The 17,954-nt window shown below is 36.5% G+C and carries 16 protein-coding genes; 2 read left to right on the plus strand and 14 right to left on the minus strand.

Features of this window, described 5'->3' with window-relative positions; all coding sequences use genetic code 11:
• On the minus strand, nt 1–436 hold a 436-nt coding region (locus A2003_RS09045; protein WP_286687198.1), incomplete at its 3' end, for an NUDIX hydrolase.
• 127 nt (nt 437–563) lie between these two features.
• Here A2003_RS09045 and A2003_RS09050 point away from each other — a divergent pair.
• Entirely contained in the window at nt 564–1,112 is a 549-nt protein-coding gene (locus A2003_RS09050) for an NUDIX hydrolase (protein ID WP_004914410.1), read from the plus strand.
• Between the two features lie 32 nt (nt 1,113–1,144).
• Here the strand turns inward: A2003_RS09050 and filF are convergent, their stop codons facing one another.
• The 6 genes from filF to filA all read right to left on the minus strand — a co-directional run bounded on the left by filF (nt 1,145) and on the right by filA (nt 9,239).
• Nucleotides 1,145–3,115 (minus strand): putative pilus system protein FilF, encoded by a 1,971-nt coding sequence (filF, locus tag A2003_RS09055; protein WP_286687188.1) that lies wholly within the window; start codon nt 3,113–3,115, stop codon nt 1,145–1,147.
• Between the two features lie 20 nt (nt 3,116–3,135).
• On the minus strand, nt 3,136–4,332 hold the full coding sequence (gene filE, locus A2003_RS09060; RefSeq protein WP_286687189.1) for a putative pilus assembly protein FilE: 1,197 nt from the start codon (nt 4,330–4,332) through the stop codon (nt 3,136–3,138).
• On the minus strand, nt 4,332–5,996 hold the full coding sequence (filD, locus tag A2003_RS09065) for a putative pilus system OmpP1/FadL family transporter FilD (protein WP_286687199.1): 1,665 nt from the start codon (nt 5,994–5,996) through the stop codon (nt 4,332–4,334). The genes filE and filD overlap by 1 nt, the downstream gene beginning before the upstream one ends.
• A 12-nt stretch (nt 5,997–6,008) precedes the next feature.
• Nucleotides 6,009–7,127 carry a putative pilus system protein FilC gene (gene filC / locus A2003_RS09070; RefSeq protein WP_286687190.1) on the minus strand — a complete coding sequence of 373 codons (1,119 nt, stop codon included), beginning with the start codon at nt 7,125–7,127 and terminating at the stop codon, nt 6,009–6,011.
• A gap of 31 nt (nt 7,128–7,158) precedes the next feature.
• Entirely contained in the window at nt 7,159–7,992 is an 834-nt protein-coding gene (gene filB, locus A2003_RS09075) for a putative pilus system C39 family peptidase FilB (protein WP_286687191.1), read from the minus strand.
• A 287-nt stretch (nt 7,993–8,279) separates the two neighbouring features.
• Nucleotides 8,280–9,239, minus strand: a complete 960-nt coding sequence (gene filA, locus A2003_RS09080) for a putative pilus system protein FilA (protein ID WP_286687192.1) — start codon at nt 9,237–9,239, stop codon at nt 8,280–8,282.
• A 523-nt stretch (nt 9,240–9,762) separates the two neighbouring features.
• On the opposite strand from filA, the gene pabB reads away from it, so the two are divergent.
• Nucleotides 9,763–11,106, plus strand: coding sequence for an aminodeoxychorismate synthase component I (gene pabB, locus A2003_RS09085; RefSeq protein WP_286687193.1), 1,344 nt, complete (start codon nt 9,763–9,765; stop codon nt 11,104–11,106).
• Between the two features lie 17 nt (nt 11,107–11,123).
• Here the strand turns inward: pabB and hisC are convergent, their stop codons facing one another.
• The 7 genes from hisC to A2003_RS09120 form a co-directional block, all read right to left on the minus strand.
• Complete coding sequence (gene hisC / locus A2003_RS09090; RefSeq protein WP_286687194.1) at nt 11,124–12,209, minus strand: histidinol-phosphate transaminase; 1,086 nt, start codon at nt 12,207–12,209, stop codon at nt 11,124–11,126.
• 62 nt (nt 12,210–12,271) lie between these two features.
• The gene (gene hisD, locus A2003_RS09095; RefSeq protein WP_286687195.1) at nt 12,272–13,561 is read right to left on the minus strand and encodes a histidinol dehydrogenase; all 1,290 of its coding nucleotides are present in this window, start codon (nt 13,559–13,561) and stop codon (nt 12,272–12,274) included.
• A gap of 106 nt (nt 13,562–13,667) precedes the next feature.
• Nucleotides 13,668–14,351 carry an ATP phosphoribosyltransferase gene (hisG, locus tag A2003_RS09100; protein ID WP_039048006.1) on the minus strand — a complete coding sequence of 228 codons (684 nt, stop codon included), beginning with the start codon at nt 14,349–14,351 and terminating at the stop codon, nt 13,668–13,670.
• Complete coding sequence (gene murA, locus A2003_RS09105; protein WP_286687196.1) at nt 14,348–15,607, minus strand: UDP-N-acetylglucosamine 1-carboxyvinyltransferase; 1,260 nt, start codon at nt 15,605–15,607, stop codon at nt 14,348–14,350. The genes hisG and murA overlap by 4 nt, the downstream gene beginning before the upstream one ends.
• Nucleotides 15,608–15,613: 6 nt before the next feature.
• Nucleotides 15,614–15,865, minus strand: a complete 252-nt coding sequence (gene ibaG / locus A2003_RS09110; protein ID WP_004914432.1) for a BolA family iron metabolism protein IbaG — start codon at nt 15,863–15,865, stop codon at nt 15,614–15,616.
• Nucleotides 15,866–16,003: 138 nt separating this feature from the next.
• Nucleotides 16,004–16,345, minus strand: a complete 342-nt coding sequence (hpf, locus tag A2003_RS09115; protein WP_004914435.1) for a ribosome hibernation-promoting factor, HPF/YfiA family — start codon at nt 16,343–16,345, stop codon at nt 16,004–16,006.
• A 166-nt stretch (nt 16,346–16,511) separates the two neighbouring features.
• On the minus strand, nt 16,512–17,954 hold a 1,443-nt coding region (locus A2003_RS09120; RefSeq protein ID WP_286687197.1), incomplete at its 5' end, for an RNA polymerase factor sigma-54.

Consider the following 17,954-nt stretch of genomic DNA (forward strand, 5'->3'; position numbering starts at 1 on the left):
GTAAAGGAGGAGCATCGATTAATTGTTTTAATGGTACAAAGAAAATACGATCAATTTCTGAGGGCTGTGCAATAAGGTTTACTTCCGCAGGGATTAAACCAACAATTGGTTTAACAGACAATCCACTCCGCGCTCTTTGAATCGGTAAATCACCCAATAATTTAACATCGAAAGGATTTAGTGCGGTTTCCTCTTGAGCCTCACGTAAAGCAACAACAATATTGCTTGTATCGCTAGGATCACGTTTACCACCTGGAAAAGATACCTCACCTGCATGTTGAGATAAATGAATTGAACGACGTGTCAATAAAACTCTAGGCTGAGTCTCCTGCGTAATTGCAATTAAGACTGCTGCATCAGCTTGTTGAATTCGTTTGGAAAATCGCAACCGTTGTTCTAATAGCTGTATTAACGATCCCTCTTCCATGCTACTCATCCCTCTTTGAATGCTTTTCTTATCCACCAACATCATAGCCGAAATTTTACTGAGGAACATAGCTGATCCTAATGCGAATTCATAAAAATTCAGTTATGCTGAGTTATCTCTAGGATTGATGATAATTATGAGCTTTTGTGTAGCGTGTGGACATCAAACTGAAGCAAAAATTCCATTAGGTGATCATAAAACACGTCTTGTATGTACAAATTGTGGCAATATTCATTATGAAAATCCCAAGGTTATTTGTGGTGCTTTAGCCCTATGGGATGACAAAGTTTTACTGTGTCGACGAGCAATTGAACCGCGCTATGGGTTATGGACCTTACCTGCTGGTTACATGGAATTATTTGAAACTATGGAACAAGGTGCGGCTCGTGAAACACGTGAAGAAGCGGAAGCAGAAGTCGAAATAGAACAACTTTATTGTATGTACAATATTCCGCGTATTGGACAGATATACGTATTATTCAAAGCACATATTAAACAAGGTTTCTTTGGAGCAGGTGAAGAAAGTATTGAATGTCGTTTATTTGAAGAACATGAAATCCCATGGTCTGAACTCGCATTTCCAAGTGTTGAACAAACATTGAAACACTATTTTTCTGATCGTAAATCAGGAACATTCACAACTCATCTAGAAACGTTGGGTACTCGTTTAGACCATACGGGTTAAAAAAAAGACCGCTTAACGCGGTCTTTTTTATATTACGACTTAACTTTAATTGCCTTACATGCTGGGATAGATTGATCTGCAATCTTAATACTTACCGAACCAGAGAAACGTTTCGCTAATTCACGTTCTTCTGCTGTAGGAGCTACGTATTTATTTTTTTCCTCTGTGGTCAAATCATCATATAAACGATTATATACATCTACAAAATATGCATAAGTATTTGACCATGTCACTGTATTATTTGAGAAATTCGTTAAATTAATGCCCGTTGCTTGACCTGCAAGAAGGTTATTGATATTGATTTTCGCCCCAGTGCCTGCAGTTACGTTCAAGCCAAACATTACTCCATTGATATTTCCAAACTTAGGATTAGACAATATCGCTCTCACACTGATTGATTTATCATTCGTTGAAAATAATGTCGCTCCCGTTGTACCAATTCGGAACTGTTTTTGATCATTACTATCTGTGATTGAACCATCACTATTCACTGTCTTCACACTGCCACAAATACCAGACATATCTGTAGCTGTTGAATTCGCTTTGATATCTGTACGAATATCACCATCTTCATCAATGACAATTCCTAAATCAACTGGAGCTAGGTTTGCTTCATTGCTGAATCTGAATGTTAAAGTAGCATACAAAGGGAAGATATATTGCTGATTTGATGCAACATTATTTCTAGTTTTAAAAATGTCTTTAGCTAAATAACTCGAAGGATTAATCTTAACAATATCAACAGTTCCATTATAGTTAGTACTTGATATAGCCTGTTTCCATAAACCAAGATGAGTTGTGTCAACGGTATCCGTATCTTTGGCTTTAATCAATTGTTTATAAAAGTTAGTTGTACCAGGTATAGTATTTCTATTGATTAGCTTACCTTGATATATCAATAAGTCTTCAGCTGAATTATTTTCTGAAATTTTAAAACGTAAAGGTTTATTTGTATTTACTTGCATATTGATCGGATCAAGCCAATCCTTTTGCGCATCTACTTGTAATTTAATTGGTTTTACCTTTGTAATCAAGGTAATTGGAGCAACAACCAACCCATTCGTTATAGTTGCAGCTCCCTTCCATTGTTGACCATTACCGATTGTATATCCCTGTCTATCAGATAATAGAAAAAAACTTCCCATTGAATGCAATAGATTAGTGTCATTATCTACGCATTTTGAAGTCAATTCTTTATTACAACCGAAGAACCCATCTGGGCGGAAATTATTAACACTTGTACTTTCACCACCAGCTTTATATGCCGGTAAATCAGCTTGCCAAACACCCGTGTTAACCAAGTTTAAAAGACGAATTAATAGAGCATAGGCTTGGTCGTCAGAAACTTTTGATACATCTAACCAAGGTTGTAAAAGTGTAATATATTCGCCAGACAATAATTCATTAACACCAATATCTTTAGTGACATTCACTAATAAATCTTTCTTCTCTTCAGTAAATTCTATCGGTTGTATATCTCCAACTACATTGTCATTTCTTTCAACGCCCAGACTATGCATAATTCGAATCAGCGCAACAGCAACTCGAATAGTTTCATCATTTTTATCAAGAGAATTTGGCATCTTGCCAGTTAATGCCGTAGCGAAATCTATTAATCGAATATGTGGAAGAGTTGCTGTTTTTAACTTAGAAATTGTATCTAACTTAATCGTACCAAGGTTGATTTTTCGAGCTGAAGAACCTTGAATATAAAAACTTGCTTCATCCCCTAGCTTACATGCTCCAGTAACAATATTACCGTCTAATTTAGTCGCAAAATGATTGATTTTATCCGTACTACAATCAAAATTTATTCCAGAAACAGGATAATCAAGCACAAATTTCAGACAATCACTTGCTGACACGTCACAACTTGTATTAGATGTAACACCATCAACGCCTTGGTTTGGATCTTCATTTATTTTAGCACTTTCACCACCACAAGCTGTCATCATTGCAGCAATTATAGATAGGCTTAATGGTAATATCGTTTTTTTATTCATACTAAAATTCATCCTAATATTTACTGTATAACAGAGATTTTTATCTGTCCTTGATTTGAAAGCTCTTGTTCTGGTACATCAACTGCTGAGGCTAATGGTGTCATCATTACATAGTGTGCTGTTTCTGGGACACGCAATACACCTTGAATAGCAGCATGCTTGAATGTTGTTTCATGTACAGTTTCATTTTTGAAACCACTTACACCTTCTTGGATACAACCTTTTTTATCTAAGAAGATAACAAGTGGCCAATAATATACTGGTTTATTATTACTGGAAGCATAGGAATCAATCTGAATATATGTAATCGGATTGTCTAGTTCAACTAATTCGTATTCAAATTTCTCTTTTAGAGGTTTTCTTGGCCATAAACCAATATCTTTATTAAGACTAAGCTTTTTAATTGATTTTGTATAATTTTCAACAAAACAACGATCTTCTTCAAATGCTAATGCTAAGTCTTCTGGTGTTAATCTTACATAATTTGTAGAAAGTGTAATCGCTTTACTCGACTCGATTGGGCGACTCATTATGCGATCTAACATTGAGCGACTAACCCCTTTTTTACGCTCAATAGTTTCTAAACGTCCACTCCCATCAGGCATAGTATAAAAACGCTTTTTCCCTTCTAGATTAAATTCTTGACCTTCTAAATATTCATTATTTACATATGACACACCATCTATACTGGTAAAACCATCTTTTTGCTGTGCAGATGTATTGGACTCTTTTTTCAGTTCTTTATTATTGATTGGAGTAACAACTTTTGAATCTTTTTCTTTTTGATTTATATCTTTAGTCTTTAGTTTTTTAGATTCTAATGTTTGAACAGATTTCAATTCTTGTGACAATGGAATCTCAATTGTAAGTGTCTTTTGGGACTCAACATTTTGCTCAACAATTGCTGGTTCAATCTTTTCTATTTTACGCGTATTACTTATGTCACTCTGGATATTTCTATTTTGAGAGTTAGACAGTTTTACTGGCGTTTCGACTTTATTTTCAATAATTTTATTGGGTAAGGTCGATTCTTTCTCAATATTTCTAACCTGAGATTGAAGTTGTTGTGAGGTATCCTTTTTAGGCACAATCATTGGGCGTCCATCTGGGCCAATGATTGTATAGAACCCATCTGCATACACATTTTGTCCAGACACTATGCTAATACCAATCATTAGCATAGCGTATTTAGACATTTGAATATTTTTCTTAAGCATTACCATCTAGTTCTATAATTAATACCAAGTAAAGTGACTTTGGTATTTGTTTTAATATCTAAACCTGCGTACGGATTCAGTAAGATATTATCTACACCCGTTTTGTTCGCAAGGCTACTTGTATTGGCTGGAATATCATCGCGACTACGTAAGAAACCAATAGATAAATCTAAATCTGTATCTTGATCAAAGCGATAGCCTACACCAAGCCCAAACAATTGTGCGTTGTTGATCGGAACCATTGTATTTCGCTTATCATCAGGAATAGAACTTGTCCGTGGTTCATAACCGATACGTAGCTTTAAACGATCCGTGGCAGAATATTCAAAACCAATCCCCCAACGCCACGAAGATTGGAAATTTAAAGGTAATGCTAATGAACGATCAGTAACATCCCCAGATAATAATTTCGCGACTTTTAATAATGATATTTGTCGATCAAATTCAAATTTAAACTTATCCCATGCTGAGAAATCAGTCCAACCAATATCGAAATTCATTTGTAAATCTGGAAATATTTTGTATTTTATTCCTGCTTTAAAATGCTGAGGATATTTAAAATCCATCGCAACAAGACCAGATTCGATATTAGGTACAAATCCAGGCAAACCCAAAATTGCAGCAAGAATTTGTCCTGTAGCTGAAGAGTTTAATCCAGCGATTAGTTCTTGAGAAGCGTTCGCATTATTTATAAGGTACTTCCCTTTTAGACGCATTTTAGCCTCGCTTTGGTAAACCATACCAAAACTAAAATCATCTGTAGGTTCCCATAGCACACCTAAATTATAACTGGGACTCAAAGACTGTTCTAAGGATACATCTAAAGCACCCAATTTATTAAATGGATTTAGGCCCTCTTGAGCATTACAAATACCAAATAACAGTAAGTCAGTAATAATATCGCCATTATCTTTAAATGGACCACACACCACTTCATCGACCATACGCAACACACCAATCATCTCATTGGGGAAACGTAAATCTGTCTTCATCGCAATCGCTTGATAAGACATACCAAAAGAGGCGCCAATCGCTAAGTGATCATTCACTTGATATCCAAATGAAGGAGAAAGATAGGTAATACGTTCTAAAGCAACTTGTTGCCCCATGAAATTACCAGGATTACCACTTTCGGCACCAAAGCCAGCTACAAGTGGCGCATAAACTGCTGTTGCATAGGTAACTTTAGAACCAGGAGGTTTATAGGCTATACCCGCTGTCGGAGCTGCTAAAGGTGCATTAGGACCAAGATCAACAATTTTCTTGAGTACTGGAACATAAATACTGGCATATTCCACATCACCAGAAACAGTGCCTTTAAAATCTGTACAGATTCCTGTATCAACTTCAGGTCCATCATTACAAACTAAAGGATCATCTGAATAACCAAAAACGTTGTAACCTGCAGGTGCGGTAAAATCTCTTTTAATTGCAAAGTTCGCAAGAATACCTTGAACATCAGTTTGCAAACCATCGATTTTAGCAAGAGCAGCTGGGTTAAAATGAACGGCACTAATACCTGGTGGATCTGCGGTAACAGCATTTCCAAGTGACAAAGACCTAAGATCTACAGATAAGTCTTGACCCAATTGTGCATGAGTAAAATTCGAAAGTCCCGCGACTAGAATACCTATCGTTAAAGGACATAACTTAGGATATTTCACCATTGTGTCTCCTTAACGTAGTTTTTTACCAAAACCAATAATATCTAACGGGAATGAAAGTCCTAATGAAACATCTGGTGCATCTTCTGTTAAACCAATTCCAACAGTTCCATTCACGATTGTTTCTGGGGATACACGTACACCTAAAGCAAAAGAAAGAGTGGAACTACTTTGATCAGCTGATTTAAAACTTTCGCCTTCGCTAAAATAAAATTTAGCACCAGTATTAAAGCTTTGTTGATAAGACATCGTTAGAGATACATCGTAATTGAACGAGTAAGCAAAACCAAAAGCAAAACCACCACTTAAACCAGGGTCAAAACTTTCTAAGGTACGACTACCACGTAGTTGGTTTAGACCTGTCTCTTTGAGACCATAATTGGCTGAAACTGATGTAAATAAAACAACTGGATCAATATATTTACGTGTACTAGCACCAACTCCTACAGAGTAGTAGCCCTTACCTGTTGATAACTCATCAATTCCAATTTCATATGGGCTATCACCCGTTTTGGTCGATAAACTACCAAATAAAACTAAAGGTAGTCGCCCTTGTTTAAGTGGAAAAGGTTCCCAACGTGCACCAAATGATAAATCCCCCAAGCCTGCTGCAGTTTCATCTTGTAGTAAGTCTTTTTTTGCGATGAATGGAACAGATGCTGATAAAGTTAAGTTATCTAGTAAGCCATATTGAACTGTAAAAGTATTGGTTAATGTATGATTTGCATCTTCTTCAACACGAAGCCGAGCTAAAGTACTCGTACTATCATCAGTCGCTAAGTCAAGGCGACTATCGCGATAATAGGTATAGTCAATATCATAATAAGATGAGAAAACACCTTTTTTGATTAAAGAATACTGACGTTCATTTGAAGTGAATACTTCTTGTAAATTAGTTTCCTTAGTTGCATCACCTTCTTGCTTCTGCAAAGCATTTGCAGCTTCACTTGCATCATTTGCAGGAGTGGTAGATGTAGCTTCAGCTACAACTGGTGTACTTTGTGTTGCCGACTCATTGATTTGAGTCTGTTCTACATTCGCAACTTCAGTTTGGTCTTCAGCATAAAGGGTCGTCGCTATAGCACTTAAACTTAATGCTAATACACTCACATTCATCCATTGATTGTTCATTATGACATCCTACATCTATTAAATTCTGAGATTATTTACGCTTATAGTACATACGCATGTATGTAGTGATCGGTTTATTGTAGTTCTCTGAGTTTGGATCAGCATCAAGTACCCTACGCATTGTAGAGGCTTTATCAGCAAGTTTCTCAAACTTTTGCGTAGGGAATTGAATTTCAGCCAAAGCATATCGATTGACTGTAGCATCATCTACGTGGCGCATATCTTCATCTTTTAACGCCAATAAGTCCTTTCGATATTGTCCAGGAACATCTACGATAAATAAGGTATTGTTATCCCATACTTCTCGAAATCGAGTTTCATCAAAACTTATATTTCCAAGAGCTGGATCTGCAACATACACACGCCCATCTTTATAAGCTTTATAAACAACAAAATGCTTAAAACCTGCATAAGTTATCGGGACAATAGCTGGTTGCTTTAAAGCTGCTAAATCAGAGAATTCGCCACGATATCCCCCACTATTTAGACCTAAAGCCGCAACAAATCTCTTCATATCAAGTAGGGAGAAACTTCTTCTTTCAATGATTCGTTGATATTCACCGTACTGAAGCAAGCCACTCATCGTTTGCTGTTCAGTTAGCTTTAAACCACCGTATCCATTTAAAAGTGTCGTCAATGCCGCCGAACCACAACTATAGTCATATGCTTGACGTACGATGCCTCGAAACTGATCTTCAACTGCTGGCTTTATAACAACCGCTTCTCGATGATTACGAGTAAATGAAGAATTCCTAGAATCCAAAGTTTCAGTATAATAAACTGTTCCTTCAGGTTTTTTTTCTATTTCAAAGGCTTGCGTTGTAAAGTAATACATCAATGCAGAGCCTAGAGCTATCTCTAACATAATTCTCTTTTCTTAACAGCGGCATGATTTGCCTTATTCATTTTATTCTTAGCGTCACTGACACTACTTCCCTGTGTGATGAAGATACCGTTTTTTATAAAAAAAAACAGCTTTTTTTTAGCTTTTTTTGATGAAATGTTATTTCTTTTACATATCTTCGTGTATTTCAAAGGAAATATGTAACGACTTCACTTTCAAATAGAAAATTAATATCTAGATTAAAACCACTTTTCTTTAAAGATTAAAAAAAGCGCAATATATGCGCTTTTTTTAATCAACAAATCAACTTAGTAACCAGCGATTGTAATCGTAGTTTGGCCAAGTTTAAGACCTTGAACTTCTACATCACCAATTGAAGCATTTGTAGAACCAGTCGCAGCAGCACCTAAACGTACAGCTTTAACGTATACATCATTACCAGCTGTGCTGTTGTTCTTAATTTCTAAACCAGTGCTTTTAACTGAGATACCTAAATCAACATCAATTGCACCGCCACCAGCACCACGAACATGTAAACCATCAAGATAGATCTGACCACCACCAGCAGCATCATTGATACCTAGGTTAGTGATGTTAAGACCGCTTAGAGAAGATTTAACAAGAACCATAGCACCTTGTGGAGTAGCACCTAATTGTACGTTAGCTGCAACTTTACCCATATCCAATGTTAAACCAGTAAGGATTTGGTTCTCAGTTCCTGTAGTACCACGACGGATATTAGCAGTAGTTAAATCAGGAGCTGCACCAGAAGCACCAACACTGATTGCACCAACTTTAACTCGAAGTGCTGCAACATTAGCACCGATATTTAGGAATGCGCCGCCACCACCATTAAGTGTAGTACCAGCATCAGTATCAATTTTTAAATTAAGTAAGTTAGTTGATGCAGTGCCATCAAAGTTATCAGCACCAGCAGTAGCTTGAAGACCTAAACCAGCAATATGAATCGCACCAGCAGTTGCTTGACCGCCTAGATTTACACCATTAAACGCAGCAGTAGTAGCTAAACCGTCGTTATCATGTACAAACAGATCAGTTACGTAGATACCTCTCATCGAAGCAGTAGTAGGCGTTGTACCAGTCATAAAGGCTTCTAAATCAGCATTAACACCAGCACCAATACCAATATTGATACCATCTTGACCAGTAGCAGAGCTAAGTGCAGCATCATCCATCGCTTGCATAGCCATTGCATTAGCGCTAATCGCCATTGAAGAAACTAAAGCTAGTTTAGTAAACATTTTCATTGAGCACTCTCCCAAGAGCATTTATTTTTTGACTTACACTACTCTAAACTGTCCACTGTTGTTTTTTTCTTAAATGACAACTTGAACTTCCGATCCTTGAGTAGTTCGCTTAGCAAGTACTAAATTACCTGTTTGTTATTTTATGTTCAACTCCTGTTAACCGCTTTTTAGTAATAAACCGATAAACGGCATAAAAAATACACTACTGCATTACAACTCATAGTTAGCAATAAGATTGTGAATTATCTGTATATTTATAAGACCATTTTTTAAAAAACAAGTATACATTTCTCTCAGTTCTCCATTTATCTGAATGGATAAGATATTTACATAAATGTTAACAATGACACTTTTTGCCATTTTTATGCATTTAAATTACTGATAGTGACAATTTTTATGAGATGAATCACAATTACTGTTTAAATGATTTTCGAATTACAACCTGTTTTTGAAAAATTCCGATGATTTCTCACTATTGTAGTACAATTATTTCTTATAATTTGCATGTGTTATTTTCAAGTTTATGAGCCAGTTTAAGCAAAAACTCAATATTTCATCTCTATCAGTCTCTGAAATTCTATTTCAGTTGAGAGAGTTAATTGGTTTGGTTTATTTGCATGATCAAAACTCACCTATTATTAGTTTTTTGCCAAAACATTATTTAATCTTCGAAAATTCAACATCACAACAATTCACTCAACTTGAGTTAAACCAATACCATCAAATTACGCATCCTTTATCGATCATCAATTTTGCTCAGTTTAGCAAAAATCCAATATCAGCCATCGAATCCATGTCTTTTAAAGGTGGATACATCGGCTTTATAAGTTATGACTATTGTTCAAACTTATGCGTTAAAACTGCTATGCGCTCTCAACCCAGTCTTTTTTTAGGTGAATATTCAAGTTATCTCAAATATCATAATGGTGAATGGTATTTCTATGGCAATGAAAAAAATTCAGTAAACACCTATAATTACATTCTATCCCTTTTGTCTAAAAATAAATCAGATCAACTAGAATCATTATCTTTACAGGATCAATGTACACCTCGCTGGTCTAAAACCAAGTATTTACAAGCATTTAGCAAAATTCAAGACTATATTAAAGCTGGTGATTGTTATCAAATAAATTTAACTCAAGAGTTTACAGCAAAAGCGAAAGGCTCCTTACTTAGTAAATCAAATGATTTTTGGCAATTAACTCATGCACCATATGCAGGCTATGTAAAAATTAATGAATTCGAACTTTTAAGTTGTTCACCAGAGCTATTCATTGAATTTGATAATAAAAATAAAATTAAAACTCGACCAATCAAAGGCACCATGCCAAGACACCAAGATCCTGAACAAGACCTTATTTCAAAAGAAAAGTTAACAAATTCAAAGAAAGATCAGGCGGAAAATGTGATGATTGTGGATTTACTAAGAAATGATTTAAGTGTTTATGCAGAAACTGGTTCAGTAAAAACAACAAAATTATTTGAAATTGAAAGTTTTAATCAAGTTCATCATATGGTGAGTGAAATCACCGCGACATTAAAAGAAGAAGTTAATCCGATGCAAATGTTGCTATCAGCACTTCCAGGAGGCTCAATCACAGGGGCACCAAAGATTCGCGCAATGCAAATTATCGATGAGCTTGAAGAATCTCCACGCGGTGCCTATTGCGGAAGTTTAGGATATTTTAATTACGATGGTACAGGTCGCTGGAATATTTTAATTCGTAGTATTCAAAAAAATCAGGACAATCTTTCGATTTGGGCTGGTGGTGGAATTACTATCGCATCTGATGCGGAAGCCGAATACCAAGAATGTTTTGATAAAGTTTCTGCCATGCTTGATCTACTCAATACATGGCAGAAATGAAATACACTACTTCAAAATTAACTTATCAGCATTTCTAATGTATCAACTAGGCGCTGATTTTGTTCATCAGTACCAATCGTAATACGCAAAAATTGATTAATTCTTGGTTTGTTGAAATAGCGAACAATAATACCTTGCTCACGCAATTTTTCTGCAAGTTGTGCTGCATCGTGTAGGGAGTGTGTAGCAAAAATAAAGTTTGCTTTTGAAGGTAAAACATTAAAACCTAGCTCAGTTAGGTTAGCTACCAATTTTTCACGACTTGCAATGACTTTTTCACATTGTTCTTGAAAATAGTCTTGATCTTCAAAAGATGCTACAGCTGCAGCAATTGCAAAACGGTCAATTGGGTATGAATTGAAACTATTCTTAACCGCTTCAAGTGCAGCAATCAAATGGGCTTGTCCAATTGCAAATCCAACACGTAATCCAGCCAGTGAACGAGATTTGGAGGTTGTTTGACATACAACCAAATTCTCATAACGACTTACAAGTTCAACCGCTGATTTTGCTCCGAAATCTACATAAGCTTCATCAATAACTATCACACGATTTGGATTAGCTTTTAACAATTGTTCAATTTTGTCCAAATCTAATGCAATACTCGTTGGTGCATTTGGATTAGTGATAATGATGCCACCATTTTCCTGTTCATAATCTGAAATATCTATTTCAAATTTTTCATTCAATGGAATTTGCTTTGTTTGAACACCAAAAAATTGACTATAAACTGGATAAAAACTATAGGTTATATCTGGATATAGAATTGGTTCTTGCTGAATGAAAAATGCTTTAAAAATATGAGCAAGCACTTCATCAGAACCATTTCCTACGAAGACTTGGCTAACATCAACATTTTGTTGTTTAGCGATTGCTTGTTTTAAAGCCGTAGCATCTGGATCAGGATATAAACGAAGGGCATCAGCTTGATGAGTCAAAACAGCTTGCACTGCATCAACCACTTTTGGTGATGGTGGATAAGGATTTTCGTTTGTATTCAGTTTCAATAAATTCTGTATTTTTGGTTGTTCACCAGGTACGTAAGGCTCTAAATCACGAACCTCAGGACTCCAAAAACGCATTTGTTCAAGTGTAAATGCCATTTTATATACTCTCAAAACTCTCTAAAAAGGGACTTTATCAGCCCCCTATATTCGTGGGTTAGCTATTGATAACGATAACGAGCTGATCGAGCATGTGCATCGAGATTTTCTTCCACCGCCAATATGTCTGCTGCTTTTGCTAAGGTTTTGACACCTTCTTTTGAGCACATAATTAAGCTTGAGCGTTTCTGAAAATCGTAAACACCAAGCGGTGAGGAAAAGCGAGCTGTACCAGATGTTGGTAGGACGTGATTAGGCCCCGCACAATAATCACCTATTGCTTCAGGAGTATAGCGCCCCATGAATATTGCGCCCGCATGACGTATTTCTTGACTCATCAACTCTGCATCATCTAGACATAACTCTAAATGCTCAGGAGCAACTCGGTTGATAAGATCAACTGCTTCTGCACGATTCTTCACAAGCACTAATGCGCCACGATTTTCAATAGAAGTTCGAGCAATATCTGCCTTTGGCAGTTCGTTCAAATGCTTTTCAATTGCAATTTCCACAGCATTTAAAAGATTCTCATCAGGCGTAATGAAAATTGATTGAGCCACAGTATCATGCTCTGCCTGAGACAATACATCCATTGCCAACCATTCAGCATTATTTTCACCTTCAGCATAAACAAGAATTTCTGAAGGACCTGCGATCATATCAATGCCCACTTGACCGAAAACTGCTCTTTTAGCTGCGGCAACAAAGCGATTACCTGGCCCAGTAATTTTATCCACCGCTGGTATTGTTTCAGTACCATAAGCCAGAGCTGCAACAGCTTGTGCACCACCTATTGTAAAAACTCGGCTCACACCAGCTAAATATGCTGCTGCTAATACCAATGGATTAAGTTCACCATTGGGTGCAGGAACAACCATAATAATTTCAGGTACGCCAGCAACATGGGCTGGTAAAGCATTCATAAGTACAGACGATGGATAAGAGGCTAAACCACCAGGTACATAGATCCCAACACGATCAAGTGGAGTGACTTTTTGACCTAATGTATTTCCCAAATCATCAACATAAGTCCACCCTTCTTGCTTCTGAGCTTGATGAAATGAACGAATTCGTTTTGCTGCTAACTCAAGTGCATCACGAGTTTCAATGGTTAAACCCTCAAAAGCGGATTTGAGTTGTTCTTGGCTGAGCTCTAAGTCTGAGAATTGATGCGCAGGATGTCGATCGAACTGTTGCGTTAACTTAAGTACATGCTGATCACCGTGTTGACGAACATCGGCAATAATTTGGTCTACGGTTTGTACTAATTGAGGATCATTTACAGTTTCAAATGCTAATAGTTCAGCAAATATCTGCTTAAAATTTTGATCCTGAGTCGATAAACGTCGCATCAATTTACCCACAAGGCGAAAAAGAGAAGAATAAGTTTACTCTTTTTCGAAGTCCTTGTGGGCATCATATCAACATCTATCACTCAGTTTTCATAGGAAATCACGTTTAACGTGATTGGACTGCTTGTTCAAGTTGAGTCAAAATTGGATTTAATAAAGCTTGTTTCCGTTTAAAACTCGCTTTATTGACAATAAGACGCGAAGAAACTTTACAAATCTCTTCTAATGGCTCTAAACCATTGGCGCGTAAAGTATTACCCGTATCAACGACATCGACAATATAATCACCCAAGCCTACTAATGGCGCAAGCTCCATTGAACCATAGAGCTTAATCACATCAACTTGTTCACCTAAGCTCGCATAATATTGACGCGTCAAATTGACATACTTGGTTGCAATCTTCAAACGTCCTTTCGGACGTTCCATTCCAACTTTACCAGCAGTCATTAATTTACAATTGGCAATTCTTAAGTCAAGTAACTCGTACACATGTTGAGCTCCATGTTCCATTAATACATCTTTACCCGCGACACCAAAATCTGCTGCACCGTTTTCCACATATGTTGGCACATCAGAAGCACGTAAAATCAAAATACGTACTTTCTTATGTGTGGTTGGGAAAATCAATTTACGAGATTTATCAGGATCTTCAAGTAAATTTATGCCTGCATTTTCAAGTAATGGCAATGTTTCTTTTAAGATACGACCTTTACTGAGTGCTAAAGTTAAACCATGATCAAAATTACCCATTACATCAAAATTCGGATCATCGTTTCTTAAGTCATTCATCCTTTTACTCGCTTAATCTGAGCGCCTAAACTTTGCAATTTTTCTTCAACATGTTCATAGCCACGATCTATATGGTAAATACGATCAATTAGTGTTTCACCTTCTGCAACTAAGGCTGCAAGCACTAGTGAAAATGAAGCACGTAAATCTGTAGCCATAACAGGTGCAGCCTGAAGTGTTTCCACACCAGTTACGATCGCATCATGGCCTTCTACCTGAATATTTGCACCCATACGTGAAAGTTCAGGGACATGCATAAAGCGATTTTCAAAAATTGTTTCCGAAATCGTCGCAAAACCACGACCGATTGCATTCACGGCCATGATTTGAGCTTGCATGTCAGTTGGAAATTCCGGATGAGGCAATGTTCTAAAACTAACAGCTTTAGGACGTTTCCCTTGCATGTCTAGTTCAATCCAATCATCGCCACGAGTAACTTCCGCACCCATTTCTTCGAATTTATCTAATACAGCTTCTAATAATGCTGGATCTGTATGCGTCGTTTTGATACGACCACCAGTGATCGCTGCAGCAGCTAAATATGAACCAGTTTCGATACGATCCGCTACGACTGCGTATTCACAACCATGCAGACTTTCAACACCAGTTACTATCAAAGTGTCTGTATCAAGTCCTTCAATTTTTGCACCCATTTTAATTAGCATTTGGGCGAGGTCTGTAATCTCAGGCTCTCTAGCAGCATTACGAATTGTGGTAACACCATCTGCTAAAACAGCAGCCATCAAGATATTCTCTGTACCACCCACGGTCACCATATCAAAAACGACTTCACCGCCTTTTAATCGACCATCAACTGAAGCATGAACATATCCATTTTCAACTTCAATATGTGCACCTAACGCTTCCAAAGCTTTTAAATGCTGATCAACTGGACGTGAACCAATTGCACAACCACCTGGTAATGATACTTTTGCGTTACCATAACGTGCTAATAATGGACCTAATACTAAAATTGAAGCACGCATTGTTTTCACAAGTTCGTATGGTGCAAATTGATTATCTAATGTTGATGCATCAGCACGAACCGTATCCCCTTCATAGGTCATGGTAATGCCAAGACCCGCTATTAATTTAACTAATGTATTTACGTCTTTTAAGTTTGGCACATTGGTTAAAGTAGTCGGAGAGTCCGCAAGAATCATTGCAGCGAGTAAAGGTAAAGCTGCATTTTTAGCACCAGAAATGCGTACTTCACCTTCGAGCTTAACACCGCCAGTAATTAAAAATTTATCCATTAATATTTAAGCTCCGAAAAGGCTTGCTTTACGCCATTCGTCTTTAGTCATTGCACGAATAGTAACTGCGTGAACTTCACCACTCGCGATATAAGAATTAAGAGGTGCATATACGGCTTGTTGACGTGTAAGAGTTCTCTTTCCTTCAAATTGATCATCTACAATACGAAGGTCGAATTTTCCAGCTTGTCCACTCACTGCTACTTCTGCTTCAGGGAAAGCTTCTTTTAAAATTTGCGTGAGCTGTTCACTATTCATTACAAGACCTCTTATACAGCCAATGGTGTAAAACCGCATATTTTACTATAACTTTTTCACATTATTCAGTAAGCAGTTTCTTTTTTTAAAAATAAAAAAAAAGAGGCTATCAAAATTAGCCTCTTTCTTAAAAGTAATTTAACTTAAAACAACCAACTCATGTTGGTAAGAACATTGCATTTTTCTATGTTTAGCAAGCTGTCTTTTTAATTTTTCTGTCAGTTTTTTTATTGAAGTATACATATCATCTGCTGTTGCTTGAGCAAACAGCTCAACCCCTGGTAAACGTATGATGGCCTCAGCTATATGATTGGCACTCCCCTTATGCGAACGCTTATCGATTTGATGATCTTTCGCTAGTTTAATTTGCATACTGTTTACTTGATCAAGATGCTTAGTCATTTGACTAAACTTTTCTTTTATATTTTTTTCAATTGCTGGTGTAATGGTTAAATGGTGTCCACGAATTGTTATTTGCATAATTCTATCCCTCACCTTTTCTTAGGATTCAAGAAATAACTAAAACAAATTAATGCACATGAATGGTTCAGTATCCATTAAATCATTTCAGTGATCTCTCTAGTGACTATTAAAAAAATTCATTATTTCGTCATAATGAGCTATTAGAATAGTCACACCTTAAATTTTAGATCAAGACTTTTCTTTCAGAAGATGAAGGAATATGTAACGATTCTCTATATTTTGCGACTGTTCTACGAGCAACCTCAATCCCTTCTTTTTTCAACATCTCTGCTATTGCATTATCTGACAAAGGCTTACGTGGATTTTCATTAGATACGAGCTTTTTAATCATGGCACGAATTGCAGTCGAAGATGCCTCCCCACCAGAAGTTGTTCCAACATGACTTGAAAAAAAGTATTTCAATTCAAATAACCCACGGGGTGTAAGCATATATTTATTGGTTGTCACACGAGATACTGTTGATTCATGTAGTTCAACTTCTTCTGCTACATCACGCAAAACTAAAGGCTTCATTGCTTCAGCACCTTGCTCAAGAAATGCTCGCTGATGTTCAACAATACAAGTCGCAACCTTCAATAATGTTTTATGACGCTCATCTATACTCTTAATGAAGTTCTTTGCTTCTAACATTTGATTGCGTAAATAAACATTATCGTCACTTTGATCTGCTCGACGAATCATATTGGAATAAAATGAATTAATCCGTAATTTAGGCATTACATCCGGATTTAATTGTACATTCCAATGCTGATCTTTCTTTGCGACAACGACATCAGGTACCTGATACTCTGATTCTTGTTGATCAAACTCCAACCCAGGATAAGGCTTTAAGGTTTTAAGTAGCTCAATTGCATTAGTAAGTTGTTCTTTTGATAATCCAGTTTGTTTCAATAATTTATTTAAATCATTAGAAATCAGCAGTTCATAGTAATTTAAAAGCTGCTTTGCTTCGGCTAAAAAAGGAGTCTTGTCTTTAATTGTTTCTAATTGAATTTGCAAACATTCAGCCAAACTTCTTGAGCCAACACCTATCGGCTCTAAACGTTGAATATGTTTTAAGACAACAATAACCTCATCTTCTTCAACATCTTCGTCGTTATCAACCTCTCGTAACAATTGATTCACAGCAATTAAAATATCTGTCAAATCAGCATCTAGAAATCCCTTATCATCCAAAGAGTCTACAATACAATAAGCAATCAGCTTATCCACCCTAGAAAAATGCAAAAGATTAACTTGTTCTAGAATATGTTCTTTTAAACTAAGGTGAATTTGTCTGTTATCTTCTCTTTCTTCATACTCTGGTGTAGCAAGTGCGGTGGATTGATGCGTATAAATATCATCCCACTCTGTATCAACGGGCAAATCATTTGGTAAATGATCTGCATTCAATTCAGATGTTAAATCTTTATTTTCATTAGCTTCAACACTATTTAAACTTTCAATACTATTATTATCTTCAATTTTTTCGAGCAATGGATTACTATCAAGTTGAATTTGTATCTCTTGCTCCAACTCCAAACTAGAGAGTTGTAAAAGTCGAATTGCCTGCTGCAATTGAGGAGTTAACGATAAATTATTCGCTACTTTCAACCCAACAGATAA

The organism is Acinetobacter sp. GWC1_38_13 (genome assembly GCF_001767535.1).
Classification (GTDB): Bacteria; Pseudomonadota; Gammaproteobacteria; order Pseudomonadales; family Moraxellaceae; genus Acinetobacter; species Acinetobacter junii.

Excerpts from the sequence above, each read along its gene's own strand:
- A2003_RS09050 (WP_004914410.1), top strand. The coding sequence starts at position 564 with ATGAGCTTTTGTGTAGCGTGTGGACATCAAACTGAAGCAAAAATTCCA.
- filF (WP_286687188.1), bottom strand. The coding sequence starts at position 3,115 with ATGAATAAAAAAACGATATTACCATTAAGCCTATCTATAATTGCTGCA.
- filE (WP_286687189.1), bottom strand. The coding sequence starts at position 4,332 with ATGCTTAAGAAAAATATTCAAATGTCTAAATACGCTATGCTAATGATT.
- filC (WP_286687190.1), bottom strand. The coding sequence starts at position 7,127 with ATGAACAATCAATGGATGAATGTGAGTGTATTAGCATTAAGTTTAAGT.
- filB (WP_286687191.1), bottom strand. The coding sequence starts at position 7,992 with ATGTTAGAGATAGCTCTAGGCTCTGCATTGATGTATTACTTTACAACG.
- filA (WP_286687192.1), bottom strand. The coding sequence starts at position 9,239 with ATGAAAATGTTTACTAAACTAGCTTTAGTTTCTTCAATGGCGATTAGC.
- pabB (WP_286687193.1), top strand. The coding sequence starts at position 9,763 with ATGAGCCAGTTTAAGCAAAAACTCAATATTTCATCTCTATCAGTCTCT.
- hisC (WP_286687194.1), bottom strand. The coding sequence starts at position 12,209 with ATGGCATTTACACTTGAACAAATGCGTTTTTGGAGTCCTGAGGTTCGT.
- hisD (WP_286687195.1), bottom strand. The coding sequence starts at position 13,561 with ATGCGACGTTTATCGACTCAGGATCAAAATTTTAAGCAGATATTTGCT.
- hisG (WP_039048006.1), bottom strand. The coding sequence starts at position 14,351 with ATGAATGACTTAAGAAACGATGATCCGAATTTTGATGTAATGGGTAAT.
- murA (WP_286687196.1), bottom strand. The coding sequence starts at position 15,607 with ATGGATAAATTTTTAATTACTGGCGGTGTTAAGCTCGAAGGTGAAGTA.
- ibaG (WP_004914432.1), bottom strand. The coding sequence starts at position 15,865 with ATGAATAGTGAACAGCTCACGCAAATTTTAAAAGAAGCTTTCCCTGAA.
- hpf (WP_004914435.1), bottom strand. The coding sequence starts at position 16,345 with ATGCAAATAACAATTCGTGGACACCATTTAACCATTACACCAGCAATT.